28 protein-coding genes are annotated in these 24,149 nt (G+C 41.5%); 13 read left to right on the plus strand and 15 right to left on the minus strand.

The window, feature by feature from the left end; translation table 11 throughout:
* Positions 1-96 precede the first annotated feature (96 nt).
* The 3 genes from HUU81_RS01105 to HUU81_RS01115 are packed head-to-tail and all read right to left on the minus strand — an operon-like array spanning position 97 to position 2,977.
* Positions 97-720, minus strand: coding sequence for a hypothetical protein (locus tag HUU81_RS01105; RefSeq protein WP_199610423.1), 624 nt, complete (start codon positions 718-720; stop codon positions 97-99).
* Positions 696-1,967, minus strand: coding sequence for a hypothetical protein (locus HUU81_RS01110; protein WP_199610424.1), 1,272 nt, complete (start codon positions 1,965-1,967; stop codon positions 696-698). The genes HUU81_RS01105 and HUU81_RS01110 overlap by 25 nt, the downstream gene beginning before the upstream one ends.
* Positions 1,967-2,977 (minus strand): phospholipase C/P1 nuclease family protein, encoded by a 1,011-nt coding sequence (locus HUU81_RS01115; RefSeq protein WP_199610425.1) that lies wholly within the window; start codon positions 2,975-2,977, stop codon positions 1,967-1,969. The genes HUU81_RS01110 and HUU81_RS01115 overlap by 1 nt, the downstream gene beginning before the upstream one ends.
* A gap of 320 nt (positions 2,978-3,297) precedes the next feature.
* Between HUU81_RS01115 and proB the strand changes: the two genes are divergently transcribed.
* The 5 genes from proB to HUU81_RS01140 all read left to right on the plus strand — a co-directional run bounded on the left by proB (position 3,298) and on the right by HUU81_RS01140 (position 6,496).
* Entirely contained in the window at positions 3,298-4,395 is a 1,098-nt protein-coding gene (gene proB, locus HUU81_RS01120) for a glutamate 5-kinase (RefSeq protein ID WP_199610426.1), read from the plus strand.
* Between the two features lie 168 nt (positions 4,396-4,563).
* Entirely contained in the window at positions 4,564-5,313 is a 750-nt protein-coding gene (locus HUU81_RS01125; protein WP_199610427.1) for an AsmA family protein, read from the plus strand.
* A gap of 43 nt (positions 5,314-5,356) precedes the next feature.
* Positions 5,357-5,899, plus strand: coding sequence for a hypothetical protein (locus tag HUU81_RS01130; protein WP_199610429.1), 543 nt, complete (start codon positions 5,357-5,359; stop codon positions 5,897-5,899).
* 30 nt (positions 5,900-5,929) lie between these two features.
* Complete coding sequence (locus HUU81_RS01135; RefSeq protein ID WP_199610431.1) at positions 5,930-6,166, plus strand: hypothetical protein; 237 nt, start codon at positions 5,930-5,932, stop codon at positions 6,164-6,166.
* A 51-nt stretch (positions 6,167-6,217) separates the two neighbouring features.
* Positions 6,218-6,496, plus strand: a complete 279-nt coding sequence (locus HUU81_RS01140) for a hypothetical protein (RefSeq protein ID WP_199610432.1) — start codon at positions 6,218-6,220, stop codon at positions 6,494-6,496.
* A gap of 440 nt (positions 6,497-6,936) precedes the next feature.
* On the opposite strand, the gene HUU81_RS01145 is transcribed toward HUU81_RS01140, so the two are convergent.
* The 3 genes from HUU81_RS01145 to HUU81_RS01155 all read right to left on the minus strand — a co-directional run bounded on the left by HUU81_RS01145 (position 6,937) and on the right by HUU81_RS01155 (position 9,321).
* Entirely contained in the window at positions 6,937-7,125 is a 189-nt protein-coding gene (locus tag HUU81_RS01145) for a hypothetical protein (RefSeq protein WP_199610434.1), read from the minus strand.
* Between the two features lie 234 nt (positions 7,126-7,359).
* Positions 7,360-7,773 (minus strand): PH domain-containing protein, encoded by a 414-nt coding sequence (locus HUU81_RS01150; RefSeq protein WP_199610436.1) that lies wholly within the window; start codon positions 7,771-7,773, stop codon positions 7,360-7,362.
* A gap of 21 nt (positions 7,774-7,794) precedes the next feature.
* Positions 7,795-9,321 (minus strand): YifB family Mg chelatase-like AAA ATPase, encoded by a 1,527-nt coding sequence (locus HUU81_RS01155; RefSeq protein WP_199610438.1) that lies wholly within the window; start codon positions 9,319-9,321, stop codon positions 7,795-7,797.
* 216 nt (positions 9,322-9,537) lie between these two features.
* Here HUU81_RS01155 and HUU81_RS01160 point away from each other — a divergent pair, with 216 nt between their 5' ends.
* Positions 9,538-10,107: a hypothetical protein gene (locus HUU81_RS01160; RefSeq protein WP_199610440.1), complete on the plus strand. Its 570-nt coding sequence runs from the start codon at positions 9,538-9,540 to the stop codon at positions 10,105-10,107.
* A gap of 67 nt (positions 10,108-10,174) precedes the next feature.
* Here HUU81_RS01160 and HUU81_RS01165 read toward each other — a convergent pair whose 3' ends face one another.
* Positions 10,175-10,372 carry a TRIC cation channel family protein gene (locus HUU81_RS01165; protein ID WP_199610442.1) on the minus strand — a complete coding sequence of 66 codons (198 nt, stop codon included), beginning with the start codon at positions 10,370-10,372 and terminating at the stop codon, positions 10,175-10,177.
* Positions 10,373-10,635: 263 nt separating this feature from the next.
* Here HUU81_RS01165 and HUU81_RS01170 point away from each other — a divergent pair, with 263 nt between their 5' ends.
* Entirely contained in the window at positions 10,636-11,229 is a 594-nt protein-coding gene (locus tag HUU81_RS01170) for a hypothetical protein (protein WP_199610444.1), read from the plus strand.
* 101 nt (positions 11,230-11,330) lie between these two features.
* Here the strand turns inward: HUU81_RS01170 and HUU81_RS01175 are convergent, their stop codons facing one another.
* From HUU81_RS01175 to leuA, 5 genes are all read right to left on the minus strand, one after another.
* The gene (locus HUU81_RS01175) at positions 11,331-11,936 is read right to left on the minus strand and encodes a trimeric intracellular cation channel family protein (RefSeq protein WP_199610445.1); all 606 of its coding nucleotides are present in this window, start codon (positions 11,934-11,936) and stop codon (positions 11,331-11,333) included.
* Between the two features lie 120 nt (positions 11,937-12,056).
* Positions 12,057-12,686, minus strand: a complete 630-nt coding sequence (leuD, locus tag HUU81_RS01180; protein WP_199610447.1) for a 3-isopropylmalate dehydratase small subunit — start codon at positions 12,684-12,686, stop codon at positions 12,057-12,059.
* Entirely contained in the window at positions 12,683-14,134 is a 1,452-nt protein-coding gene (gene leuC / locus HUU81_RS01185) for a 3-isopropylmalate dehydratase large subunit (RefSeq protein ID WP_199610449.1), read from the minus strand. Before leuC ends, leuD begins: the two co-directional genes overlap by 4 nt.
* Positions 14,127-15,317 (minus strand): 3-isopropylmalate dehydrogenase, encoded by a 1,191-nt coding sequence (gene leuB, locus HUU81_RS01190; RefSeq protein WP_407644841.1) that lies wholly within the window; start codon positions 15,315-15,317, stop codon positions 14,127-14,129. The genes leuC and leuB overlap by 8 nt, the downstream gene beginning before the upstream one ends.
* A gap of 8 nt (positions 15,318-15,325) precedes the next feature.
* Complete coding sequence (gene leuA, locus HUU81_RS01195; RefSeq protein ID WP_199610455.1) at positions 15,326-16,930, minus strand: 2-isopropylmalate synthase; 1,605 nt, start codon at positions 16,928-16,930, stop codon at positions 15,326-15,328.
* A gap of 189 nt (positions 16,931-17,119) precedes the next feature.
* On the opposite strand from leuA, the gene HUU81_RS01200 reads away from it, so the two are divergent.
* The 3 genes from HUU81_RS01200 (at position 17,120) to HUU81_RS01210 (ending at position 18,620) form a co-directional block, all read left to right on the plus strand.
* Entirely contained in the window at positions 17,120-17,734 is a 615-nt protein-coding gene (locus HUU81_RS01200; RefSeq protein WP_199610457.1) for a L,D-transpeptidase family protein, read from the plus strand.
* A complete protein-coding gene (locus HUU81_RS01205; RefSeq protein WP_199610459.1) occupies positions 17,727-18,167 on the plus strand; it encodes a hypothetical protein in 441 nt (146 codons plus the stop codon). Before HUU81_RS01200 ends, HUU81_RS01205 begins: the two co-directional genes overlap by 8 nt.
* 132 nt (positions 18,168-18,299) lie before the next feature.
* Positions 18,300-18,620: a Rieske 2Fe-2S domain-containing protein gene (locus HUU81_RS01210; protein ID WP_199610460.1), complete on the plus strand. Its 321-nt coding sequence runs from the start codon at positions 18,300-18,302 to the stop codon at positions 18,618-18,620.
* A 33-nt stretch (positions 18,621-18,653) separates the two neighbouring features.
* Here HUU81_RS01210 and HUU81_RS01215 read toward each other — a convergent pair whose 3' ends face one another.
* Complete coding sequence (locus HUU81_RS01215) at positions 18,654-19,541, minus strand: diacylglycerol/lipid kinase family protein (RefSeq protein ID WP_199610461.1); 888 nt, start codon at positions 19,539-19,541, stop codon at positions 18,654-18,656.
* A gap of 180 nt (positions 19,542-19,721) precedes the next feature.
* Between HUU81_RS01215 and HUU81_RS01220 the strand changes: the two genes are divergently transcribed.
* The 3 genes from HUU81_RS01220 (at position 19,722) to HUU81_RS01230 (ending at position 21,478) form a co-directional block, all read left to right on the plus strand.
* Positions 19,722-20,240, plus strand: a complete 519-nt coding sequence (locus tag HUU81_RS01220) for a peroxiredoxin (RefSeq protein ID WP_199610462.1) — start codon at positions 19,722-19,724, stop codon at positions 20,238-20,240.
* Between the two features lie 79 nt (positions 20,241-20,319).
* On the plus strand, positions 20,320-20,661 hold the full coding sequence (locus tag HUU81_RS01225; protein ID WP_199610463.1) for a 5-carboxymethyl-2-hydroxymuconate Delta-isomerase: 342 nt from the start codon (positions 20,320-20,322) through the stop codon (positions 20,659-20,661).
* A gap of 265 nt (positions 20,662-20,926) precedes the next feature.
* Positions 20,927-21,478 carry a hypothetical protein gene (locus HUU81_RS01230; RefSeq protein ID WP_199610464.1) on the plus strand — a complete coding sequence of 184 codons (552 nt, stop codon included), beginning with the start codon at positions 20,927-20,929 and terminating at the stop codon, positions 21,476-21,478.
* A 114-nt stretch (positions 21,479-21,592) separates the two neighbouring features.
* Here the strand turns inward: HUU81_RS01230 and HUU81_RS01235 are convergent, their stop codons facing one another.
* Entirely contained in the window at positions 21,593-23,236 is a 1,644-nt protein-coding gene (locus HUU81_RS01235) for an alkaline phosphatase (RefSeq protein ID WP_199610465.1), read from the minus strand.
* A 93-nt stretch (positions 23,237-23,329) separates the two neighbouring features.
* Entirely contained in the window at positions 23,330-24,148 is an 819-nt protein-coding gene (locus HUU81_RS01240) for a nucleotidyltransferase family protein (RefSeq protein WP_199610467.1), read from the minus strand.
* Between the last annotated feature and the right edge of the window lies 1 nt (position 24,149).

Below are 24,149 nucleotides of genomic sequence, written 5' to 3' on the forward strand. Positions count from 1 at the left end.
TCGCCATTAATCATCTACCTAAATTCGGAAAATATTTTAATCTGCCTATAAATATAGTCGGTAAATGCAATGACGTAGAAGCTGTGTTTATGCGTTTTAATTTATTTGCGTGGCCTCTTCTTCCATTTGCTTTGCAAGCCTTTGTAGTGTTGCTATTTTTTCTTCAGCAAATTTGATTTGCTCTTCTGATAAGTTAGCTTGCTTTCCTCTTACCAACCATTCGTTTAATGTATTCACTTTATTATGTGCCGCTTTGGCAAATGCTTGTTTTAATGCTTTCTCGCGATTGGTTTGAAATTCGTTATATGCGTCATAATCGTTTAAATCGCCAGTATAATGAGGTTGAGTTGTTCGATTTTCTGCAATGGGTGGTACGTAGTCAGGTTCTTTAATGGGCTTAAGCGGTGCTTGTTCAGCACGGGGCTTTTCTTGTTTTAACTCTTCCTCTACTTGATCATGAGGTATGTGCCAGTCAGGCTGTGTTGTGCTTAAGTGTGTTAGTAATGGCTTAGCGGCTACTGCGTTTTTAGTTATGTGTTGTTCTTGATCTGAGTTGGGCTGCGTATCTTCAAAAGCAATGTGCTCGGTAGTTGTGTGGCTCGTACTCATGTGAGATTCAGCAGCATAATATCCAGCCAGCGCAACAGCGCTGACGACGATTACACAGGCTTGAATACGTTTAGTGCGCTTGCGCATTATGCTTGGTTGTTTTTTAGCCATTGATTCAACCTGTTACTATATTGGGTTTTTGCAAGGTGCTTAGCGACCTCTTTTTTGGCTTGGTAGGTAACGGTTTCATGATTGGCAGCAAAGTACTTCAGCTGTTTGTCGCCAGTATAAGCCACTAACCATTTACCGCTGGGAGTTCGCATAGGTTGCGATAACGTATGCTCAGGTAAAGTAAACACGACTGACGCAGCCCAGTCTTGGTGGTGCGCACGTGTTAGTCGATTATTATAAGGGGCGAACATATCGTGCAAATTCGATGAAGCCGTTTTATGTTTAAACGCATCAGCAATATTAGTGCTTTTCGCGTGCTGTTGAAATTCAACGGCTTCGCTGCGTTTATCAAAAATAATGGCATGAGCGGCGATATTATCTATATAACGAAACTCCTCTTTATGACGAGCATAATATTGTTGAATTTGCGCGGCACTCACTTGCTGTTCTAATGTTTCCAAAATTGGGCTTTCACCATGCATCACATGGGTTACGCCTAGCATACCTAGCATGGTTGGTCGCAAAATGTCACCAAGCGCAATCACTTCTAAGTTCGTTAAGCTGATATTTAGCATTTTTAATTTCTTTTGGGCTGCTTGCGTTACTTGCTGATAACGATGCCGTTTTATAATTTCATTTTGCAATAAACTCAGATCGCCTTGATGTAAACGAAAACGACTTTGCATGGATAAACTGTCGTAAATGTCGAACAGTGACAGCCTTGTTTCGTGTGGGGCGCGAGTAATTAATGGAGCAAGCTCAATATGCTTAAGCTTAGTTTCAATAGGATGTGACAAGCTGCCTGCATGTGGATATGCACCTAAGAGCGTAGTTAATTGTTTACTTGTTGATAAACCAAGAGTGGTGTTAATAGCTTGAGCACTTGGCGGGGTAGCAGTCACTTTAATATTGGCGGCATTGAGCAGATCTAATACGTATCGGCGAACATGGTACGCGTTGGTAAAGCCAACAGAAGTTTGTCTGATGAGTATCTTAGGTGATAATCGTTTGGCTTCCGCCAGTAAAAATTGGTTTTCGAGAAGCTGGTAACGCACGGTTTCTTTATCTATTTTATGCGGTTGATGTGACCCTGTATGTGCAACACCGTGCGCGTGTGGTTGAACCGATTGGTTATTATCTTTATAGCGCTGCATTATTAATGTGATTTCAGCGTCACTAAAATTTTGCGCTATCAGTGAAAGAGGCAAGCATAAAATGCTTGCCACAATAAGTTTAAGCCACATCATTAACGCTGTTCCATTGCGTGATTCAGAATGTGAACAACCATTGCTATCGCATGTGGCACCACAGCTTTTGCAGTGTTTACACGATCATAGTGGTCTTTAGAATTAAGAACGATACCGCCTTGAGAATACGAGAATGCGCCGCCTTCGGTCAGTATTGGCCTAATATCGTGGCTATTTTTATCAATAGGGGTGAAGCTACCTAATGCAGCGGTCACAAGCTCGCCATTGTTAAGTTGCTCTTGGTCGTAATAGTCTTTAACCCAACTTTCCCAACTACTGTGGTTTAGCGCAGATGTAGTCCAAGTGTGATGAGGTTGAAGGAGATCAGTGGTATGAAATACAAAGCCAAGCACTTGAGGATTGCCAGTATCTAAATAACTTTGATACCAATATTGCCCAAGGTTGTCGATGGGCTGAAATGGCATTTCTTCAAAATCATCGTACATGTTGTAAGATGAATGGCTGCCAATGCGGTATTTTGCTTCCGTTACGCCGTAAGTATTGTATTTTGATGAGTCACTACCAAACCAGCCTGTTTCGCCGCCGTTGCCGTCGTCTAAGTAATCACCTTTAAGCCAACCTGCTGCAATGTTATCAACAGTGCCCCACACGGTAAGTTTGTCGTAATTATAGCCACCAAAGTCGTTGCCATGTACGTCTGGACCTTGAGTGTGATTTTGGAAATGCCAATAACTTGTGTACTTAACAATACTTTCCGCTAAGCCCCACACTGGTGCTTGCACGCAAGACCCTGTAATGGCTCCGCATAGGAATGTATCTTCAAAGTCATCAACATCATAAGCCGACTGGCCAAGTAACTCACCTAGACCCGCAACCGACAAGCCTAGTTGGTTAGCGTAAGCTTCCAACTTTGCAAACTGTGTAGTGTTAGGGTGTTGTTGCATGTATGCAACGGCATCGATCACAATGCGTTTATGCGTTTCCTGAGAAAACGCATTGGCATTAGAAGAAGCAAACGCGAGAAGCGCAAAAGCAGCAAGTTTTTTCATTATGTCCTCGTTTTATTGTTGTTGGTTTTTCAAGCACATTTCATCTTCTTGGTGTTACATTTGTGTGATAAAAAGATGAATTATTAATCGAAATGAAGTGTAGGTGTGGAATGTCAGCCTTGCCAAAAACTCTGAAAATATTGAATATTTTTTAAAATGATAATGGTTGGGCGCTGATATTGTGTTAACTAGCATGATGTAATAACCCTGTCGCTATAACATGGCTCGACAGCTTGGCGGTGATTCAGTAAGCTGGCTAGGATGTGTTAACGTTGCAAGGTCAACACCCCCCAACCGATACAAATAAATGAGTGATAAGCATGGAACTGTGCAATTGGCAACGAGCCGTAATTAAAATTGGTAGCGCATTAATTGCGCCAGATGGAAAGTCAGTAAGTGCTAAATATTTGCTACCTATTGCACGCTTTATTACTGACAGTCGCGATCAGGGAAAAGAGGTGATTTTAGTGTCTTCGGGCAGCGTTGCGGCGGGCAGGCAGCACATTGCAACAGGTGGACATCCTCCGTCACTAACGTCTAAGCAGGCCATGGCTGCGGTTGGACAAACCATGATGATGGCTAACTGGACGCGTTTTTTTGATTTTCCTTGTGCCCAAATACTGATCACTCATGGTGATCTGCGTGACCGCCGTCGTTACGTCAATATTAAAAATACGCTACGCGAGCTACTAACAAACAATATATTACCAATAGTGAATGAAAATGACTCAGTAGCGACGGAAGAGCTAAAAGTAGGTGATAACGATAATCTGGCTGCGCTGGTGGCCTTGGTATCAGAAGCGGATGCGTTATTTATATGCAGCGATATTGATGGGGTTTATAACGCAGATCCTCGGCAAGATAAAAATGCTCAACTCATTCCGGTTATTAATGAAGTAACAGCTGATATTCATCAATTAGCTGGTGGCACAACTAACAAGCTAGCTACCGGTGGCATGAAAACCAAAATACAGGCCGCTGAAAAAGCAACAACCAACGGCATTAATACCATGATAGTGAATGGCGAAAATGGTTATGTGTTTGACCAGTTAAGCCAAAATAAGTTGATTGGAACATGGTTTAAAGCGCAAACACCAAAGCAAAGCGCTAAAAAGCATTGGTTAAAACATACCTTGAAAGCAACCGGTAAAATTCATATCGACGATGGTGCAAGTAAAGCCTTGTTAAACAAAGGGGCTTCATTACTGTGTTCAGGTATTGTTGCCTGTGAAGGTAATATAGAAAAAGGTGATGCAGTGGATATTGTAAGTGGTAACAATATTGGCCGTGGTATTAGTCAATTTTCTGCATCAGAAATCAATAAAATTTTAGGAAAGCAATCGCAAGACATTGCCACATATCTTGGCTATTGTAGCGCTGGTGTGGTGGTTCATCGCGATGATTTAGTGTTAACTTAATCCAGTATTTGACTAAAAATAAGTTATCTTATTGTATTTGAATGTTAGCGGGTATCACTCATACTATGCAAACAACATATAACGTTAATTTCACCCACCCTAAGTATGGATAAGTAGTACGGATAAGAAATACGTATAAGAAATACGGATAAGCGATAGGAATTGATAATGAAAAAACTAGTCATAATACTGGCAGTGCTTGCAGCTGCCGCAGTAGCAGTATGGACATTTGTATTACCCAAAATAGATATTAACGGTTTAATTAAAGAGCAAATAGAAGTACAAGGCTCGAAGGTGATGGGAACCAGTGTAAATGTGGGCAGTGTCGACATTGATATCATTGCAGGTAAAGGCACTATTGGTGAGTTGAAGATTGCTAATCCACAGGGTTATAAGGCAAGCCATGTGTTCGAAATGAATCGCACATCACTTGATTTAGCGACTAATAGTCTTGAACCGGTTATTGTTGAACATTTAGAAGTTATTGCGCCAAGGCTGGTTGTGGAAGCAAAAGCAGATGGTAGCAGTAATATTATGGAGATAAAAAATAACATTGATGCATTTGTTGCACAATCACCAAAACAAGAGCAGCAAACAGAAAGCGGGGTAAAAATCCCGAATGTTGCGGTTCAACGCATCACAATCAAAGACGTAGACTTACGCATGGATTTAACTGCATTAGGTTTAAAGGAGTATCAAGAAACATTACCGCCGATTACCGTTGAAGGTGTGGGAACACCAAATGGACTACCGCCCGCTGAATTAGGTAAAGCCATCGGTAAAAAAGTATTTAACGCATTGGTGGCGCAAGTGAAAAAAGAACAAACTGAAAAGCTAAAGGAAAAAGCAACTAAAAAAGTACAAGAAAAATTAGAAGAAAAGCTAAAAAATAAATTAGGCGACTTATTTAAAGGCTAAGCGAATCGCCACAAAAATAATAAATAAAGGATGTATCAGTAACATGTTTAAATTAATAGCGCTAATGAGCGTAGTGTTAGTATCATTGCAGCTTAACGCCAATGATAACGCGGTGTACGAAAAGTTATTGCCTCAATATATTACATGGGCAATACAAACGGATGCGAAAGGAATGAAAATTGGTAAGCCACTTGACGAAAAAGGTATCTTACTGGCAAAAGAAATAGGCATTACCTCTCCTGAGAAAGTGAGAATTGTTTATGTAGATGAAGTTCCTTATCCGTACGAAAACGAGCAATTAAAACAGCTAGGCTTATCATTAGGCTTTATCGGAGAAGGGATACGTAACGAAGCGCAAGCGTTCGGATATTCAATTTACGTGCGAAAAGATTTAGACTTCACGTTACCAAAATTAGCTCATGAGCTAGTACATGTTCAACAAATTGAGCGTGCAAACTCATTTTCAGAGTATGCATTTCAATACTTAATGGACTTAGCGCAGTGGGGTTATGAAAAAGCACCACTGGAAGTAGAAGCTTTTAAAGCAAATGAAAAATATAAGCATGGCTTTGAGCCAGCGTCTTAATCAGAAGTAGTAGACAAGAGGAAGTATATTTTGATATCAGCAGTAACTCAGAGTAATACACACAGTATAAAAAGCACACTTAAATTGGTGATGATATTGTCGCCCATCGTACTGTTAATCGTTGGGTTTGGTATGGGGTTAGTGTTTAGTGGCAAGCTTGGCTCAATAACACAGGCCTACGCTTGGTTACTAGGTGCAATAGTACCCGTGTGTATTGTGTATGCTAGCGTACTATCGTACTACGTTAAGAAAATAGATCAGCTATAAAGGCTGATCACTTCACCTTTATCAATAGGCTTAAACAAGTTGCTTAATAGAATGAATTTTAATCAATTAAGCATATTTACCATTGCGTTCTATGTTGGCTTAGTTGCAGTTGGAGTAGGCGCAATAATATCTTTTATCAATTGGACAATTTGGGGAGGTGGGCTGCCCAGTTACCCATTTTTCTTATTCCCCGGTAACTTGGTGTTATCTCTGTTCACAGAAGAAATCGACTTTTGGCCAAAACTTATATTACAACTCACAGGGCAGTTCTGCGTTGTAGCGATGGCCACTTTAGTGGTTGCTAAGTTATTCAGAAAGTGCAGACTTTGAAGCCAATTTCATTACTATTACTTGGTACTACTAGCCTTGTGATAAGTGTGTTGTATTTTTAGCTATGGACTTATCAAAACTGCATTTAAGTAAGGGTAAAAAGAGTACTAAAGCAGTCCAAAAGCTAATAGTTGACAGAGTTAACATATCGTTAGTTGAATAACCGCCTGCTGTAAATTCATAGTAGTGAACCAATATAAATAATGTTATTTGGCAGGCGAGAGCTACTTGCCAGAATCGGGGGTTAAAAATATACTTTCTCAACACGATAGTGATACATGCAATAATATTTAAAAGATCCCCTATAAGAATAAAAACTGACATGAATGTTGGGTGTGTAGGCTGTAAAATATCAGGTTCGCTCATCCCACTATAAATATCACTTAGTGTGAGCGTGCACAGTATAACGAGTAGTGCAATCCACCCTAGCTTTTTTATCATCAGTACCAATGCCCATAAGGAATATCGTTAGGATCTCTAGGTAGCTTTTTCCAACCATCTTTGGGAGTGACGTAGCGTTTTCTAAAGTTTCTTTGTTTAGCACCGAAAGGGGCCAGATCGGATAGGGTTAAGAGAATTGCTTGTGAGTCTTTTGCTTCCCAGCCATGGCTTTGTAATGTTTGTTTCATGAGAGGATATAGCCTAATGTACTTTTCGTTGGCTTCTTTTCCATTCCCGAAAAACTGTTTGTAGATAAATTTGCTTTCAGTCCAGCCTTGTCCAATAAAGCCTAATCTTTTGAGTAATTTGTCCTACGAGTCCATAATTGCTATAAAACCTTTCATTTTGTTGTAAAATGGTAATATTTTTGTATTTTCATTTCAACAACTGATGAGCATTGTTACTACTTTTCGCTATTTTAATCAGCGCCGTTTATCTAATTCCGCAATAAAGGATACTTTATCTTTTGGTGAGACCAATATTGTTTTGTTATTGCCGTAACGAATAGCAAGACGATCTAGTGATAACGCAGGGCCAGACAAAAGAGACTTGCTCGGCTCAATGGTGATAATGGTGTGAGTATCAATATGCCAGCGAAAAGGGCCACTGTATATCGACAACTTTTGACCATCTATCACATAATAAGTGCGAACTAATGACCACACAGGCAACAGTAAACTCATTATACCGATACCCACATAACTGATGATTAAGCTAATCGGGGTAAGCTCAAATGATTTACTGATACTCCACGCTAAAAATGCTGTAAAACAAAATACAATGGAAAAAATACCGAGTAGCCATAAGTCTATTTTAGATTTATATACAATTTGCATAATACACCTCTTAATCCCTATTTATGCGGCCTTTAAACTGTTTAATAACCGATCCATTGCGCGATAACCCAGTGCTTCTGATAGGTGTTGCCGATTAATATGGATTTCACCTTGTAAATCAGCAATGGTACGCGCCACCTTTAGTATTTTGTGGTAGGCACGTGCCGATAAGTTCAATTTTTCTAACGCCATTTCTAAAAATTGTGCATCGCTAGGTTGTAATTTACAGTAACAATCAAGATCCCGATTAGTCATTAACGCGTTAACTTTGCCAGCCCTATTTAACTGCAATTCTCGCGCCTGTTTGACACGCTGTTTCACCACTGCGCTTGTTTCACCGCGTTCGGGGGCTTGGGTTAAGGCGCCTTTGGGTAATCTAGGCACATCAAGTTGTAGATCAATTCGGTCTAGAAAAGGGCCAGACAGTTTATTTAAATATCGCAATACTTGATCTGGGCTGGCGCGCCCATCATCGTGATGGCCAGTAGGACTTGGATTCATTGCAGCAATAAGTTGGAACTGAGCAGGAAAGTCAGCCTGCCTTGCTGCTCTTGAAATAGTGACAGAGCCTGTTTCCATAGGCTCACGTAATACGTCTAACACCTTACGGTCAAATTCAGGTAACTCATCTAAAAATAATACCCCGTTGTGAGCTAAGCTAATTTCACCTGGTTTCGGGTTACTACTTCCACCCACTAAAGCAACGGCAGAACAAGTGTGGTGAGGCGAGCGAAAAGGTCGCTGTTTCCAATTATCAAAATTAGTATCTTGCCCACATACTGAATGTATTGCAGCGCTTTGTAATGCTTCTGTTTCACTCATTTCCGGCATAATGCTTGTTAATCGCTGCGCTAACATAGACTTACCTGTTCCTGGAGGACCAATAAATAACAGGTTATGTTGACCCGCTGCGGCAATTTCCAGTGCCCGCTTTGCCATAGGTTGGCCAATTACATCTTGTAAATCAGTGTGTGTAAATGAAGTGGAATCAAGCAGGTTTTTAGGCGTGCAATCGGTTTCAAAAAAAGGCAAGGCTTGTTGTCCGCTTAGGTGAGCAAAGAGCGGGTGAATATGGTCGACAGCTAAAATATTGGCTTTAGAAACAAGTGCAGCACGCTGCGCATTCTCAGCAGGTAACACACAGGTGCGATTAGCCTGAGTGGCTGCCATGGTGGTAGGAATTTCTCCGATAATCGGTCGTACCGCACCCGATAGAGCCAACTCACCATAAAACTCATAGTCCGCTAACACCGACAATGGAATTTGTCCGCTGGCCGCTAAAATACCAATCGCAATGGGTAGGTCGAATCGCCCGCCTTCTTTAGGCAAGTCTGCGGGAGCGAGGTTAACGGTAATCCGTTTAGCTGGAAATTCAAAATGAGCATTGATAAGTGCACTACGCACTCGATCTTTCGCTTCTTTTACAGACGCTTCTGGTAATCCGACAATGGAAAAACTAGGTAACCCGTTAGCTAAATGAACTTCAACAGTGACAGCTGGCGCGTCAATTCCGACCCGCGCCCGACTATTTACAATGGCAAGCGACATAATATCCTTATTCTTAAAAAATTCCGTTACTTCTTTTTATCTGCTTTTAGGCAGTTTGTAAATAGATTGTTTTTATAAATAATCATTGGATTTCCTTGCATCCAAGATAGCTACAGACTAATTTTATATTCTCAATGGAGTAATTGATGAATAAAAATAGGTAATTTTACAAGCAGTACTTGATTAAATTATTAGGAGAATTGAGTACGAGATTATATGAAAATCAACCGATTAGTTTGTATGATCTTTTTTACAGTGTGTGTATGTTCCACGTTTGCTACACAACGTATGAATACACCTAACGTTAAAAGCCATATTCGTTTTTTGCTTGAGCTGGAAGCACCTGCGACTTTTGATAGTAAAACACTGTCATTCTTAATTAAGCTGCAAAATATTAGTGATGACGTTATTGAATATTCGACTATATCGCCTCCTAATTTTACGGTTATTGTATTTAATCAAGATGGACTTAACCTAAGTAGAAACGTAGAGACTCAAGAGGTTAATTACCCGAGAAATAAACCCCGTCAATCTTATAAATTAGCGCCAAAAGAAATGGTTACTTTTCGTAGAGCAGTTAATCTTGAGCTTTATAAGTCTAACTTTTCAGATGACACACAACTGTTTTTCAAAGCATTTAGTGCCTTAAGGATAAAGGGGGCAGAGCGTGGGGTAGCGATCGATTCAGAGCGACTGTTCCATAAAAATTTTTCAACGCCAGCATTGGTTGAAAAGTTTCGGTTGCGTGATGAGAAAAGAAAGCAATATTTGCTCAAGTCCAAATAAAATGAAGCACAACCCTGAGCGCTTTAGGTTTCCAAGTTACTATTAATTAAGCTGGAATTAAATCTATTTAAGCACCACTAGCGACTAGTCCCAGGGGATTGCGGCGAAGCGTAGCACTAGCGGTACTTCTCGGGGCTTGTTCATCGCGAATAGCTCCGCCAAATACTACGCCTGTGATTGTTCCCATCCTAACAGCTATAAAGTGTGTGAGACCAAACGATAAGGCTTTTTGTGTGCCCATTGCCATGAAAAAGGCTAAACCCATTGCGTCTGCAATGAGTAATATTTAGTGAGGACACGAACTGCGCATACACAACCATAAAGTGGTGGTAAATGCGGCACATAATATAGTGATTAAGTAGGTGTGATCTTGACCCCAAAAACTTTACCAACTGTTAGTAATTGAATTATGGCTAGATGAAGGCATGAGAACGCACAAACAATGGTAGCGGAAAGAAGTGTTATTAATGACATCAAACGTGCGGTACAGTCAGACTAGCCTAGTGCTTGTCGATAAGGAGTTAGGATATGAAAATTAATCTATTACTTTGTGTGTTAGCGCTTATCTTTTGCTCTTTCTCATCGTTCGCAGAGCACCACATTGATTCATCTAACGTTAAAAGCCATATTCGTTTTTGGCTTGAGCTGGAAGCTCCTGCGACTTTTGATAGTAAAACACTGTCATTCTTAATTAAGCTGCAAAATATTAGTGATGACGTTATTGAATTTTCAACTTTATCGCCGCCTAAGTTTAATATTATTATATTTAACCAACTAGGGCTTAACTTGAGCAGAAAAATAGAGATTGATGAACCTAGTTACCCAAAAAATAGACCTCGCCATCGGTATAAATTAGCACCAAAAGAGGTGATCATATTTCGTAAAACAATAGATTTTGAACCCTATAAGTCTGGCTTTGAAAATGATACTCAGTTGTTTTTTAAAGCTTATAGCGCCTTTAGGCTCAAGGATGCGGAGTACTTAAATGTAATAACAATCGATTCAGAGCGACTGTTCCATAAAAATTTCTCAACGCCAGCATTGGTTGAAAAGTTTCGGTTGCGTGATGAGAAAAGAAAGCAATATTTGCTTAAGTCTCAGCAAAATGAGTCTCAACCTTGAGCACATTCATAAGTGTTTAGGCAATGTAACGTAACTTCCTAATTTAATCATTAGTCGGCTTAACGGGTGGCGACTAATGATTAGTTAAGCAGGAATTAAATTTATTTAAATACGGGAAGCGACCAGTCCCAGCGGATTGCGGCGAAGCGGAGTAGTAATGTGACTGTCATGCCTGCGCTCATAGCAATGGGGAAGCCTGTATCAAAGGCAATACATTGGGTGTATACAATACCACCTGCTATACACGTTGTTGCGTAGAGGTCACCGCGCAGTACTAATGGCACTTCTCGGGCTAATACATCGCGAATTACACCGCCAAATACACCTGTGATGGTTCCCATAACGACTGCGATAAAGGGGGTGACGCCAAGTGACAGGGCTTTTTGTGTGCCCATTGCCATGAAGAAGGCTAAACCCATGGCGTCGGCAATGAGTAATATTGAATGAGGAAACGAACTTCGCATACGTAACCATAAAATGGTAATAAATGCGGCACATAATATAGCGATTAAATAGGTGTGATCTTGCACCCAAAACACGGGAACATCTAATATAACATCACGAATGGTGCCACCACCAATGGCGGTAACCGATGCAAGTACTATGACGCCAAAGCCATCCATCTTTTTTTCGTGCGCCATTAAGGTGCCAGAGATGGCAAATACCGCTACACCAATTAAATCAAACCAGTAAAACCATGTGCTCATGTACTTTTTCTACTCACTCTTTGTGTTATGTGCTTTCTAACTGAATGCTAGCCTGAATATGTGAAATAACAAAGCCATAAACAATCAGTTATGGCTTTTCTTGTTATTTTTATTGCTGAGCTAGAGTAACCATGGCTGATTTTGCGCTTGATGAGCAACAAAGTGTTCTATTTGAGGCTGGTATTGTTCTGCAATCCCAATAAAGTCGATGCCATGGAGAAGGCGCTCTTTTACCTCGGTATTGATATTAAATGCAATCGATTGATGTTTGTCAGGTATTAATTGTTGATCAGCCAAGTTAATGTTGATGCTTAGTGCTTGCGTGTCACATAACTTAAATAAGGCGTTAATCTGCTTTGTAGATAGCGTAATAAGCAGCAAGCCGTTATTGATTGCGTTGCTGTAAAAAATATCGGCAAAGCTGGGTGCGATGATGCATTTAAAGCCATATTGTTGCAGTGCCCACACGGCATGCTCGCGGCTTGAGCCACAGCCAAAGTTTTCGCGAGTAAGTAACACAGTGGCGTTACGGTAACATGCACGATTAAGTACGAAATTGTGGTTAATTGCTTCCACCGAAGCGGAGTCGTTGTGTGATTGCTGATAGCGCCAATCGTAAAATAATGCATCGGCAAAGCCATCGCGTGAGACTGATGTTAAAAATTGCTTAGGAATGATCTGATCAGTATCAACATTTGCAATATCAAGCGGGGCGACAATCCCTGCGACGAAAGATGTTGTTTGATTCATGCTGAAATAGCTCCATGGTTAGTAGAAAATGAAGAAAGTTGCTGGATATTAACTAATTGACCATACATTGCTGCGGCGGCTGCCATTGCAGGACTCATTAAGTGTGTTCTGCCACCTGTGCCTTGGCGTCCTTCAAAATTACGGTTACTGGTAGAGGCGCAGCGCTCGCCAGCTTGTAATCTATCGTCATTCATTGCAAGGCACATTGAGCAACCGGGTTCTCGCCATTCAAATCCTGCTTGAATAAAAATACCTGCCAGCCCTTCTTGTTCGGCTTGCTGCTTAACAGCAATTGAACCGGGTACTACAATCGCCTTAACATGCTTTGCTACTTGGGTAGGTTGTCCTTTTGTTTGTTGTGAGCGGATGACTTGTTCGGCAGCGAGACGTAAATCTTCAATCCGGCTATTGGTACAGGAGCCAATAAATACACGATCTATTTTTACGCCAATCAGCGATTGATTATGTTGCAATGCCATGTAATGTAATGCGCTTTGTTGATTGTTGGCAGGTGTTATAAGTTGATTGATGCTAACCGTTTGCTCTGGGCTAGTGCCCCAAGTCACTTGCGGAGCAATGTGGCTGGCATTAATGGTGACGATGTTGTCGAACTGTGCATTTGCGTCAGAATGCAACGATTGCCAATACACGACAGCTTGTTGCCAAAGGTCACCTTTTGGAGCATATCGTTTGTTTTTTAAATAATTGAACGTGGTTACATCGGGCGCAATGATGCCTGCTTTGGCGCCCATTTCTATGCTCATATTGCACAAGGTCATGCGCGACTCCATCGACATGCTTTGGATCGCTTCGCCGCAGAACTCTGCTACATAACCAGTACCGCCCGCCGTTCCCATCTTTTTAATAATGGCTAAAATAAGATCTTTAGCAGAAACGCCAGCGGCTAACGACCCTGTTACTTCAATTTTTAAATTTTTCGCTTTTTTTTGCTGTAACGTTTGAGTAGCAAGAACATGCTCAACTTCAGACGTACCAATACCAAAAGCCAGTGCACCAAATGCACCATGTGTAGAGGTATGTGAATCGCCGCATACTATGGTCATGCCTGGCAAGGTTAAGCCAAGTTCTGGGCCAATCACGTGCACAATACCCTGATCAGGATGGTTTAAATCAAACAGCTTAATAGCGAAGTCGCGGCAATTATTGGCTAACGCCGTGAGCTGCTGTTGTGCCACGGGGCTAGCGGCTGAGATACTTCGGTGCTTAGTGGATACGTTATGATCCATAGTGGCAAAGGTTTTATTGGGGTAGCGAACGGTACGGTTTGCTTGTCTTAATCCTGTAAATGCTTGTGGAGACGTTACTTCGTGAATGTAATGACGGTCGATAAATAACAGCTGAGTGGCTTGGTTAATGTTTGCAACACAATGCTGTTGCCATAATTTGTCGTATAACGTTTGTGGTTGTTTTATTTTGTTATTAGGCATGAGCAGTACTCCCTGTTTGTGTGGCTTGAACGGGGGCAATTTGCAATACATAGTTAGCGATAGTGTCACCCACATGTTGACAGGAAAAAGTGGGGCAGGTTGGGCTGGCAGCGATATCTGGCGTAGTGATGCCGTTGCTAATTGCCAGTGCCACAGCAGACTCTATCGCGCTTGCTGCTTCGGGGTGCTGAAGGCTATGGCGTAGCATCATGGCGGCACTTAATATTTGTGCCATTGGGTTAGCAATCCCTTTGCCTGCAATGTCAGGCGCACTGCCACCAGCTGGTTCGTACATACCAAAACCATTAGCATTAATACTGGCAGACGGTAATAACCCCATAGAGCCAGTGATCATGGCGCACTCGTCAGACAAAATGTCACCAAATAAGTTATCAGCCAAAATAACATCAAATTGGCTTGGGGCTTTGATTAGTTGCATCACGGCGTTGTCGATATATAAATGCTCGACCTGCACATCAGGGTAAGCGTGGCTTACGGAAATAACGGTTTCTCGCCATAGTTGGCTGGTGGCAAGCACATTGGCTTTATCGATAGAAGTGACCTTTGCTGGCCGTTGAACATTGTTACCCCTCGTTTTGCTGCGTGCCTGTGCGGCTTGAAATGCCAAATGCGCAATGCGGGTAATTTCGCTTTCGCGATATTGTTGGGTATCGAATGCTGCTGCTTCAGTTGCACCGGACCGATCACCTATTAAAGGCTTGGTAAAACGCCCTTTATCGCCAAAGTAAATGCCACCTGTTAGCTCTCGCATAATCAGTACATCAAAACCTGCTGCACTAATGTCACTGCGTAAAGGCGAGGCATTCATTAATGTTGGGTGCAGCTTAGCGGGGCGGATATTGCAAAATAGGTCGAAATGCTTACGTAAAGGCAGTAATGCACCACGCTCGGGTTGTTGTTCAGGCGGTAAATGCTGCCATTTTTCACCACCCACCGCACCAAATAAGATTGCATCGCTGTCTTCGCAAACCGCTAAGGTGCTGGCTGGTAAAGCACTGCCATGACTATCAATAGCCGCGCCGCCTACATCAGCAAAAGTAAGATGCATTTTGAAATCAAACGCTTGCTCAACGGCGTTTAGCACAGGCAAGGTGGCAGCCATCACTTCTGGGCCAATTCCGTCGCCTGCTAACACGGCAATACGCTTAGAGTTATTCGTAATAGATGTCATTAGCTGGCCCTCTTAGTATCGATAGGCGTTAACGGATTATTTTTAAAGGCGGAAATTTGCTGAGCACGCTGAATTAAATTAAGAATATGAATGTAAGCATCTACTGAGGCTGCCACAATGTCGGTGGCCAAACCTGTGCCATGAAAGCGCTGCTGTTGATATTCCACAATAATATCCACTTGACCTAATGCCTGTTCGCCTTGTCCCTTTGCCGTTAAGCTATATTCAATTAAATTAATTGTTTGTTGAGTTATTCGTGAAATCGCTTGATACGCAGCTTCAACAGGACCATTGCCCGTTGCAGCTTCCGTTGTGGTGTAGTCGCCTTTACTTAACGACACTGTGGCAGAAGCCAGTTGATGGGAAATTGTTGTGGTAGTTAAAAATGTTAGGCTGTAAGGCTGAAGATCAGGCTCGTTGCAGGAGGCCTGTAGCTGATTAACATAAATCATGGCTTCTAAGTCGTAGTCATACACAGTGCCTTTTTGATCGGCAAGCGTAATAAAACGCTTATATAACCCTTCAATGTCATAGTCGCCTTCGCGGTAACCTAACTCAGTCAAGCGGTGTTGAATAACTCGACGACCAGAGCGCGAGGTTAGGTGTAGCTCGTTGCTTGGTATGCCTATTTGCTGAGGAGATAAAATTTCATAAGTATTCTGTGCTTTTAACATACCGTCTTGATGAATACCTGAAGAATGGGAAAAGGCGTTGGCGCCAACTATCGCCTTGTTTGGTTGAATAGGCATATGACAAACCTGACTCACTAAACGACTAGTGCGATGGATTTCTGTGGCGTTAATATCGCTGTAAAGGGCGGTACCTACTTTGGTAGGCTGATTTAGTCGGGTAGATAAAATCATCGCGATTTCTTCTAGCGCACAGTTTCCTGCTCGTTCACCAATGCCATTTACCGTACATTCAACCTGACGAGCCCCCGCCTCAACGGCGGCAACACTATTTGCAACGGCAAGGCCTAAATCATTATGGCAATGCACAGACAAACGGGCTTTATCAATATTAGGAACTTTGTGTTGTAACTGTTGAATGATGCTGTTTAACTCAGCTGGAACTGCGTAGCCAACCGTATCAGGAATATTTATGGTGGTAGCTCCTGCATGAATGGCTGCCTCAACTATGCGGCATAAGTCGTCGATTGGCGTGCGAGCAGCGTCTTCACAGGAAAATTCGATATCGTTAGTATAACGTGAGGCTAGCTTTATGGCATTGTGTGCCATGCTAATGGCAGTCTCAAGGTTGATGCGTAGTTTATGTTGTAGATGAATTGGAGACGTTGCTATAAACGTATGAATACGGCGCAACTCAGCAGCTTTTAACGCTTCGCCACAAGCGATGATGTCTTGATCAATAGTTCGTGCTAAGCCACAAATAATCGGCCCTTTTACGTTTGTAGCAATGGCGTGTACTGCATCAAAGTCGCCCGGCGAAGAAACGGGAAAGCCCACTTCCATCACGTCAACGTTTAGGCGCGCAATGGCATGGGCCAATTGTAACTTTTGTTGTAAATTTAAACTGGCTTTTAATGCCTGCTCGCCGTCACGCAAGGTGGTGTCAAATATCCAGACTTTTTCGCGGTTGTTCATATGCTCTCCTTTCCACTTGTTTGGTTTATATGCTTTAACAGCAATGTATAAACGCGTCGAAAGGGGAGAAACGCAAAAACCCCGGCCTTTCGGCGCGGGGTTTTTGGTTTAAATCAGTTTTATATTTACCTTAACACTGACTCACAAACACCCCACGCGCGCCTAAGCAGGAGCACGAGGTTAAGTAATGTGATAAGCAGAGTATTAGTTAGCAAGGTAATTCGTTCTTATATTTTTATAATCGTTTTATTAGGAATAACATCGTTTATGGATGTCTGCAAGTCTATTGGTGTAATTTTCTGTAGTAAATTAGGGCGTAGCGGAAATAACAAATTTAATATTGTTAATTTAGGGTTGATAATTCTTATCTTTAGTGTAGGTTTTCTGTTTTTAATTCAATGGCTATATGAAGGATTAAGAGTGGCAAAGATAGTATTTAACCGAAAATCAAAGGTACTTATTTGGCATGGCAAGGGGCGTTGGAAAGCGGTAAGCGGTCCGTGGGGTGAAGGGGCATTACCAGTTGGTATTTATAAGATTGGCCGTAGAGGTATCACTCCCTACACATCTACGATTGGGAAATCATTTCAAGGTAGTAATGGAAAAGGTTTCTTTGTGCCAATTTTTCCAGAATTTGCAACACAAAGAGGAGCAAATGGCGGTAGGCTAGGTATTCATCCCGATGGAGGTGTTGCAGGCACAAAGGGATGTATCGGTATAAAAGAAAATAGTAAAACTTTTTTCGATGTAATTGCTGCTACTGCACCTTCAGCAAACTTAACGTTAGAGGTTTTCGATGAATAAATTACTATTTATATGCTCTTTTATATTTGCTGCTCATGCTTGGTGTGAAGTCGATTTAAAGTTTTTTGATGCAGCTAAGAAAGAATACTTATTATCTACAGTACAAAATGACTTTGCTAAAGAGTTTAATGTAGCGTTGCAACCCAACGTCATTATTATTAAAACTAATACTGTTAGTAATCCAGCTTATATTGCACAAATGGGTATTTTGAATAAAGAAATAGATGCTGAAAATATGCAACTTTTATATATTTCAGTGTGCCAAGATAACAAGTGCAATGGCGGTTATCATACTGATATGCAAGAGCTTGAAAAGCTGATAGATAATGAAAGTGACTTTGCTGTTATCTTAGTCGATGACGAAAGAAAGGTTCTTGGCAGCTTTTCTCATTTAATCACAGCGAATAAAATTAAAAAGCTTTATGATATGTAACAAGCGAGCTTAATACATTAAAAGCGAATTTTATCTTATGCCGTCTTTCATCGTTAATAGTGCATCAGCGGTTGCAAGCCCATGTGTCACATGCTTGAATAGCGCTTTAAAATGAAGTTCGAGGAAGGCTTAATGTCGCAATATCCTATTTTGATTAATGACTTTCGATCCGCCCCGAAGCGCGATGGTGCTGATAAAGTATGGTTGGGCAAGGCTCAGCTACCCGGTGGGCAGGCTCCGGTTGATTTAATGATTTTTGAGCGTGACGGCGAAATGCGCACGATTTCAGCGTATTGCCCGCACCAAGGTTTTGAACTGTGTGATGAGCCGTTGGATAGCGACGGTGTTATTTGGTGTCCACTACATGCATTAGCAATCCCCGTATTTGGTAAGAGAAATCGCAGTTATCTTGTGAATGAAATTGACGGTAAATACTATATTGTTGAAGATTAACCGTTGCTATTAGATGCTGTAGCCGCTTAAGCGTTACGCTGTTTTAAGCCTTAATGCATTTGCTTCAATTGAAATATTACAAGGACTATGGCCAATAAATTCACCATCTGCTTCTAATGGTATATCGCATGTTGTAATTACAGCCTGCTGAGACTGGCCGTAACTGACAACGTTTGCTTGCAAATGATTGCCGCTAAACACCTTGCTTAGATAATACAGCTTTTTAAAAAAGGGCGCTTTTTTAATAATACAATAATCCAGTTGGTGGTTGTGAGGTGAAGCAAAGGGCGCTATTTTCATGCCTCCGCCGAAATACTGGCTGTTAGCGAATGTCGCGATAAAAGTTGGCAACGTTACTGTTTGGTTTTCTAATTGAATGGTAACGGTCGGTTCTTGATAGGTCGGGAGCATCATCAGGGTTTTAAGCAGATATGAACATGAACGCCAATAACTCATTTTACTTCGTTCTAGTTGTTTGACTAACTCAGCATCAAAACCCACACCCAACACATTAACAAAGTACCGGTCATTGCATTTTCCTAAATCAATCGCTTTGCTGTGAGTCGACAATGCAATGGTGATGGGATCGTCTTCTTTATTAAACCATGCTCTGGCAAAGTCATTACCCGTTCCACAGGGAATAATAGCAAGCGGTACATGACTGTGCGCCATGCAATTTGCAATAATATGTAAAGTACCATCACCGCCTAACGCAACAATGTCGGTATACTGCTTAAGGTGTTTTTTAAAGAATATTTGATTCGTCGTTAAATTCGGCGCGGTTTCATAGATTCGCCAAGACCAGCCACGTGTTTTTAATGCTACTAATAATCGATTAAGTGCTTGTTTCTTTTTCTTATTTGGTAGGGGGTTTATTACTATTAAGTAATTGGGTGACGTGGGCGCACTTACTGAGGTCATAGAATATTAATACTGCTTAACGATCATTAACTTATCAGTGTAGCTGAAATTAAAACTAGGATAAACTGATCTTGGAATACCGAATAATTCGTATTGAATGTTAAAGCGTGTGCAATAAATTTCATCCCGTACCGCCAGCACACTTAGTATGTATCCAATTGAATGTAATAAGGAAGCAAGATGCGCCGTTTATTTTTATCAATACTATTAACACTCTTCATCGTGCCATTAACGATAGCCGCTGAGCTTAAAGTGGGCGATATGGCACCTGATTTTAAATTACAGGGAACCGATGGCAACATTTACACGTTAAGCCAATTTAAAGGCAAAAAAGCGGTTGTGTTGGCCTGGTTTCCTCGGGCATATACTTATGGCTGTACCATTGAATGTAAGTCGTTAGCGGAAAATGGGCATTTACTCAGAAAATTTAACGCGCAGTACTTTATGGCAAGCGTGGATCCCATTGACAAAAACCGTGGCTTTGCCGCTGAAACGAAAGCAGATTTTCCATTATTGAGTGATCCCACCAAAGAAGCGGCAGAGGCTTATGGTGTAAAACACTTATTAGGTTTTGCTAAGCGTCATACTTTTTATATTGATAAAAATGGTAAAATTGCAAAAATTGACCGCGATGTTGAGCCTAAAACATCGGCCGAAGATATGGCTAAAAATATGGAAGCGTTGGGCTTTAAAGAGTAACAGAGGCGTAACCGTTAGGCTAGCGCACGTTGTTTATCAGTTGTTTATCAGTTTTTTGTTATTAGGAGAAAAAATTAAAATGCCGCATTGTATTATTGAATATGCACAACCGTTAGAGCATGAAATTAGCATTGAGCAGTTAATGCTAACTGTTCAGCAAGCGGCAATTGACTCAGCGCTATTTGAAGCGGATGCCATTAAAGTGCGAGCGACGGGTTTTCAGCATTATATTACAGGGCAGGCTAATGGCTATTTTGTGCATATCGATTTGCGAATTTTGTCTGGTAGAACCGCGCAACAAAAGCGGTTGCTCAGTGAAACAGTGCTATCAGCAGTTAAGCCATTATTATCGGTGGTAACAAGTACAACGGTGGCTGTTTCAGATCTTGATCGAGCAAGCTATCAAAAAGTTCAGCGTTAGCTCCTTTTTAGTTGACCATCTGTTTTTTTAAACGAAAAAACTTACCTATTTAATCTTTAATTTCAAATACTTCAACCTCCTGCATACCCTGTTCGATAACTTGATGGAATGCTCAAACCGAAAAGAGTTTTTCATCAGGTATATCCTGCCAATGTCACTAGAATTAACAGTGAAAGCAAGGTGCTTTCAAACTTAATGAAGCGAGTCTGCAACTGTTGATGGAATCAACTCATAAGGAACAGACACACCTAAAAGGAGCAGGGTAATGATTACGCTAAAAACATCAACAATGAAAAAAGTCGCCGCAATAATTGTCATTATATGTGCCGATCTCTTTTTTCAATTTGTACGCGCAGCTGAAATTGAACGGCCTAATATGGATATTAGCTACCGTCCAGAATACCGGACGATGGAAGGAGTATGGAAAGTCATGATCATCCCAGCACTGTATCAAGGAGTAGAACCCGCTCACCTGATTACTTATAAAGTGTTTAGTAAAGGTGGTATTGCGATAAATACAGATGGAACTGGCGGTGTTGGGGTGGGTGTATGGAAGCGCCTGAGTATAGCAGGGTATATGACTAAATTTGTTCAGCCGGCCAATCTTGAAGCATTATCCGTAGCGTCAACCAGTACAATGCTAGAGATAGTTACATTAAGTGAAAAAGGGCATGCCTTTAAAGGCACCTATACTGATACGTTTACTGATGAGGACGGTAATGTATTAATGATATTAGAAGGTGAATTAAGAGGTGAGCGGATTATGATTAGTGCAGATGAGCGATCATATTTTCTAGCCCAAACTTTTAATCAGTAGTTTAAACAATCTTTACACAGTAAGTTGTTAATATAGCTTGAACACACATTCCAGACAGTAAGCAAGGACGGAGAAAGGATTTCCCCGTCCTTGTCTTTATGGCTACCAAACGTATTAAGGTTGCAGCGTTTCAGTGGTTACCGCAGTGATTAGCTTTTTGCCGATGTCAGTGTGGTGCTGAATTTTTGAGAACACCTGATTGACGTTATCCGGACCCCAAGCAATAACCGCAACGGGCGTATGCGTATGCGTACCTGTACTCCAAACAATGTTTTGGTATTTTGCTAGCTGACGGCCAATTAAGTTTTTATGCACGTCATCACCATAAACATAATATTCTTTGAAGTCATTTACCTTAGGAAATTCTTTCGCTTTTAAATATTTATGACTGGCTAAATGATAATCGTTAGCTTCGCGTGCTAATACTTGCTCAGCTTCATTTAATGTTAATTCAAACGCGGTGTTATTTTTGACTGCGTTTGTTAGGCTTTGTGCTGTTGGAAATGCATCTTTGCCAGCGGCTTCTGCCCAAATACCAAAATAGCTTTTTTGTTGCTCGTACAATTTGTCTAGTACTGCGATATCACCAAAATTATAATTGGGCTGAAAGTCATGATTCGCGAATGATGCCCCCGGCTTTTTCGACGGAACCGGTACATCTTTGCGGCTATAACTGAAGCCAAACCCGCCCGTTTCATGATCTGCAGTGATCACTACCAGCGTGTCGTTACGCTTTTTTACCCATTCGTGAACGGCTGCTACCGCTTCGTCAAATTTAAGCATTTCATGTAGTAGAGTACCGGCATCATTGTTATGACCGGCCCAGTCGATTTGTCCGCCTTCAACCATTAAGAAGAAGCCGTCAGGATCTTGGCTTAAAATATCCAATGCCTTCATGGTCATTTCTTTTAAGCTAGGTTCGTTGCGCTCTGAGCTATTTTTCTGTTGATGGTAAGCAATGCCGTCGTTCATGCCTGAATATGCAAATAAACCAAGTAGTTTATTCCCTTGGCTTTGCTGTAATTGCTCGCGGTTAAACGCAAGGTTGTAGCCTTGATCTTTAGCTTCTACAAGCAGGTTACGGTTGTCTTTTCGTTTCGACTTTAATCTTAAAGCGGGTTCATTAATTAACTGTGTTAGCGCCTGTTTTGCTGCTGCATCTTGCGCACTGTTACTTGGAATAAAGTGGCGCAGTCCACCAGACAGCATCACATCTACATTGTCGCTAGTGATCATTTCAGCCGCGATTTCATTTTCCATACTGCGGTGCGCTTGGTGGGTAGCAAATGAGGCTGGTGTGGCATGCGTTAAACGTGTGTCTGACACCAGACCTGTGGCTTTGCCTAGTTTTTTAGCATGTTCTAAAACCGTCATAACCGTGTCGCCATTGGCATCAAGGCCAATCATTTCACTATCAGAGCTAATGCCCGTAGCAAGTTGAGTAGCAGAGCAGGCGGAGTCGACCACTAAATTATTAAAGGGACTGTGCCGCGACATCCCTAAGGCACCCTCTGCGGCGAAGGTAGAAAGCGCGGTGGTTTTATTTTGATAAGGAGAATGTTTCGCACGATGCGCAAACTCTTCTAGCAAACCAACTTGTTGTGGGCCCATGCCGTCACCAATCATTAAAATCACGTTTTTAATTTTTGGCGTTTCAACAGATGTTTTAGCGGAAGTTGATGGATGTTGTGCGCAGCCAGCTAAGGTTAATCCAGCGGCTACCAACATGACAAGAGGCTTTAAACCAAGTGCTTTCATTCTCGTATTCCTCAGAATTCGGATGTTTACCTTTTTAATGTGAAAGGTAATTCTATCGGTTATTTATTGGTGCACGTTATAGCATTATTTGGGTTACTTTTCATCGCTGATGGGCGCTTCAAGTGGTAAAGACATCGTTTTTTGTAATAAGTCGACTTCAACTCGCCCGTTTTTAGGGGGCTGATTAAGTTGTAAATAAAGAATTGGCCAATTGGCAGAATGTAAAAAACGACTACGGTAACTGTGTTGTTCGTACTCACGTAATTTAGCTTCACCATATAAATGGATAAGACGAGTAAGATAACGCGCTAACGGTGGGCTGATGGTGTGCACTTGTTTGTCAAAAAGTGTACGTAAAATGCGCACTGCTTGGCCTGTTTGATTGGGATTATCAACTAAGACCAAATCTAAGTGGCCCTGAGCAAGGGCATTAAAATACTCGGGCTGATGAATTAACGTTTGTTCGCCAAAGTCATAAATAATGGCGTCCCAATTAAGTACTGTTGTGTTAAGCAGGCTAGTAACATTGTCATATACCACTTCGGTATGCTTGAACGCCCATGTTTGGGTTATCGGCCAAATGTCGACTAACCATTTACCGGTATCAATTCGATACCCGCCAAATTTATTTTGTTTAATGTTTTGCTGTTTGATTGAGGTGTTACTGAGCGTGAGTAGGGCTAAATCAAGCGTGTCTTGAGAACAGTCGATCACTAAATCAATGTCTGAACTAAACGCAGTAATGCCATTTAATGCAATATCTCGAATGGCACCACCAAATAGATATACCTTTCCTGATGTTTGTAATTGCTCAATAAGTTGGGCAACCGTTTGTCGCCCACGATTAGTTGTATTAAAAAAACGTTTTATGCGCTGTTTTAAGGCAGCTGGAGTCGTTGCAATATTTACCATG

The sequence above is a fragment of the Flocculibacter collagenilyticus genome, from assembly GCF_016469335.1.
Lineage (GTDB): Bacteria > Pseudomonadota > Gammaproteobacteria > Enterobacterales > Alteromonadaceae > Flocculibacter > Flocculibacter collagenilyticus.

Bases quoted from the DNA above. Each gene is read 5' to 3' on its own strand.
- HUU81_RS01105 (WP_199610423.1), bottom strand. From the start codon at position 720: ATGGCTAAAAAACAACCAAGCATAATGCGCAAGCGCACTAAACGTATT.
- HUU81_RS01110 (WP_199610424.1), bottom strand. From the start codon at position 1,967: ATGATGTGGCTTAAACTTATTGTGGCAAGCATTTTATGCTTGCCTCTT.
- HUU81_RS01115 (WP_199610425.1), bottom strand. From the start codon at position 2,977: ATGAAAAAACTTGCTGCTTTTGCGCTTCTCGCGTTTGCTTCTTCTAAT.
- proB (WP_199610426.1), top strand. From the start codon at position 3,298: ATGGAACTGTGCAATTGGCAACGAGCCGTAATTAAAATTGGTAGCGCA.
- HUU81_RS01125 (WP_199610427.1), top strand. From the start codon at position 4,564: ATGAAAAAACTAGTCATAATACTGGCAGTGCTTGCAGCTGCCGCAGTA.
- HUU81_RS01130 (WP_199610429.1), top strand. From the start codon at position 5,357: ATGTTTAAATTAATAGCGCTAATGAGCGTAGTGTTAGTATCATTGCAG.
- HUU81_RS01140 (WP_199610432.1), top strand. From the start codon at position 6,218: ATGAATTTTAATCAATTAAGCATATTTACCATTGCGTTCTATGTTGGC.
- HUU81_RS01145 (WP_199610434.1), bottom strand. From the start codon at position 7,125: ATGAAACAAACATTACAAAGCCATGGCTGGGAAGCAAAAGACTCACAA.
- HUU81_RS01150 (WP_199610436.1), bottom strand. From the start codon at position 7,773: ATGCAAATTGTATATAAATCTAAAATAGACTTATGGCTACTCGGTATT.
- HUU81_RS01155 (WP_199610438.1), bottom strand. From the start codon at position 9,321: ATGTCGCTTGCCATTGTAAATAGTCGGGCGCGGGTCGGAATTGACGCG.
- HUU81_RS01160 (WP_199610440.1), top strand. From the start codon at position 9,538: ATGAAAATCAACCGATTAGTTTGTATGATCTTTTTTACAGTGTGTGTA.
- HUU81_RS01165 (WP_199610442.1), bottom strand. From the start codon at position 10,372: ATGGGTTTAGCCTTTTTCATGGCAATGGGCACACAAAAAGCCTTATCG.
- HUU81_RS01170 (WP_199610444.1), top strand. From the start codon at position 10,636: ATGAAAATTAATCTATTACTTTGTGTGTTAGCGCTTATCTTTTGCTCT.
- HUU81_RS01175 (WP_199610445.1), bottom strand. From the start codon at position 11,936: ATGAGCACATGGTTTTACTGGTTTGATTTAATTGGTGTAGCGGTATTT.
- leuD (WP_199610447.1), bottom strand. From the start codon at position 12,686: ATGAATCAAACAACATCTTTCGTCGCAGGGATTGTCGCCCCGCTTGAT.
- leuC (WP_199610449.1), bottom strand. From the start codon at position 14,134: ATGCCTAATAACAAAATAAAACAACCACAAACGTTATACGACAAATTA.
- leuA (WP_199610455.1), bottom strand. From the start codon at position 16,930: ATGAACAACCGCGAAAAAGTCTGGATATTTGACACCACCTTGCGTGAC.
- HUU81_RS01205 (WP_199610459.1), top strand. From the start codon at position 17,727: ATGAATAAATTACTATTTATATGCTCTTTTATATTTGCTGCTCATGCT.
- HUU81_RS01210 (WP_199610460.1), top strand. From the start codon at position 18,300: ATGTCGCAATATCCTATTTTGATTAATGACTTTCGATCCGCCCCGAAG.
- HUU81_RS01215 (WP_199610461.1), bottom strand. From the start codon at position 19,541: ATGACCTCAGTAAGTGCGCCCACGTCACCCAATTACTTAATAGTAATA.
- HUU81_RS01220 (WP_199610462.1), top strand. From the start codon at position 19,722: ATGCGCCGTTTATTTTTATCAATACTATTAACACTCTTCATCGTGCCA.
- HUU81_RS01225 (WP_199610463.1), top strand. From the start codon at position 20,320: ATGCCGCATTGTATTATTGAATATGCACAACCGTTAGAGCATGAAATT.
- HUU81_RS01230 (WP_199610464.1), top strand. From the start codon at position 20,927: ATGATTACGCTAAAAACATCAACAATGAAAAAAGTCGCCGCAATAATT.
- HUU81_RS01235 (WP_199610465.1), bottom strand. From the start codon at position 23,236: ATGAAAGCACTTGGTTTAAAGCCTCTTGTCATGTTGGTAGCCGCTGGA.
- HUU81_RS01240 (WP_199610467.1), bottom strand. From the start codon at position 24,148: ATGGTAAATATTGCAACGACTCCAGCTGCCTTAAAACAGCGCATAAAA.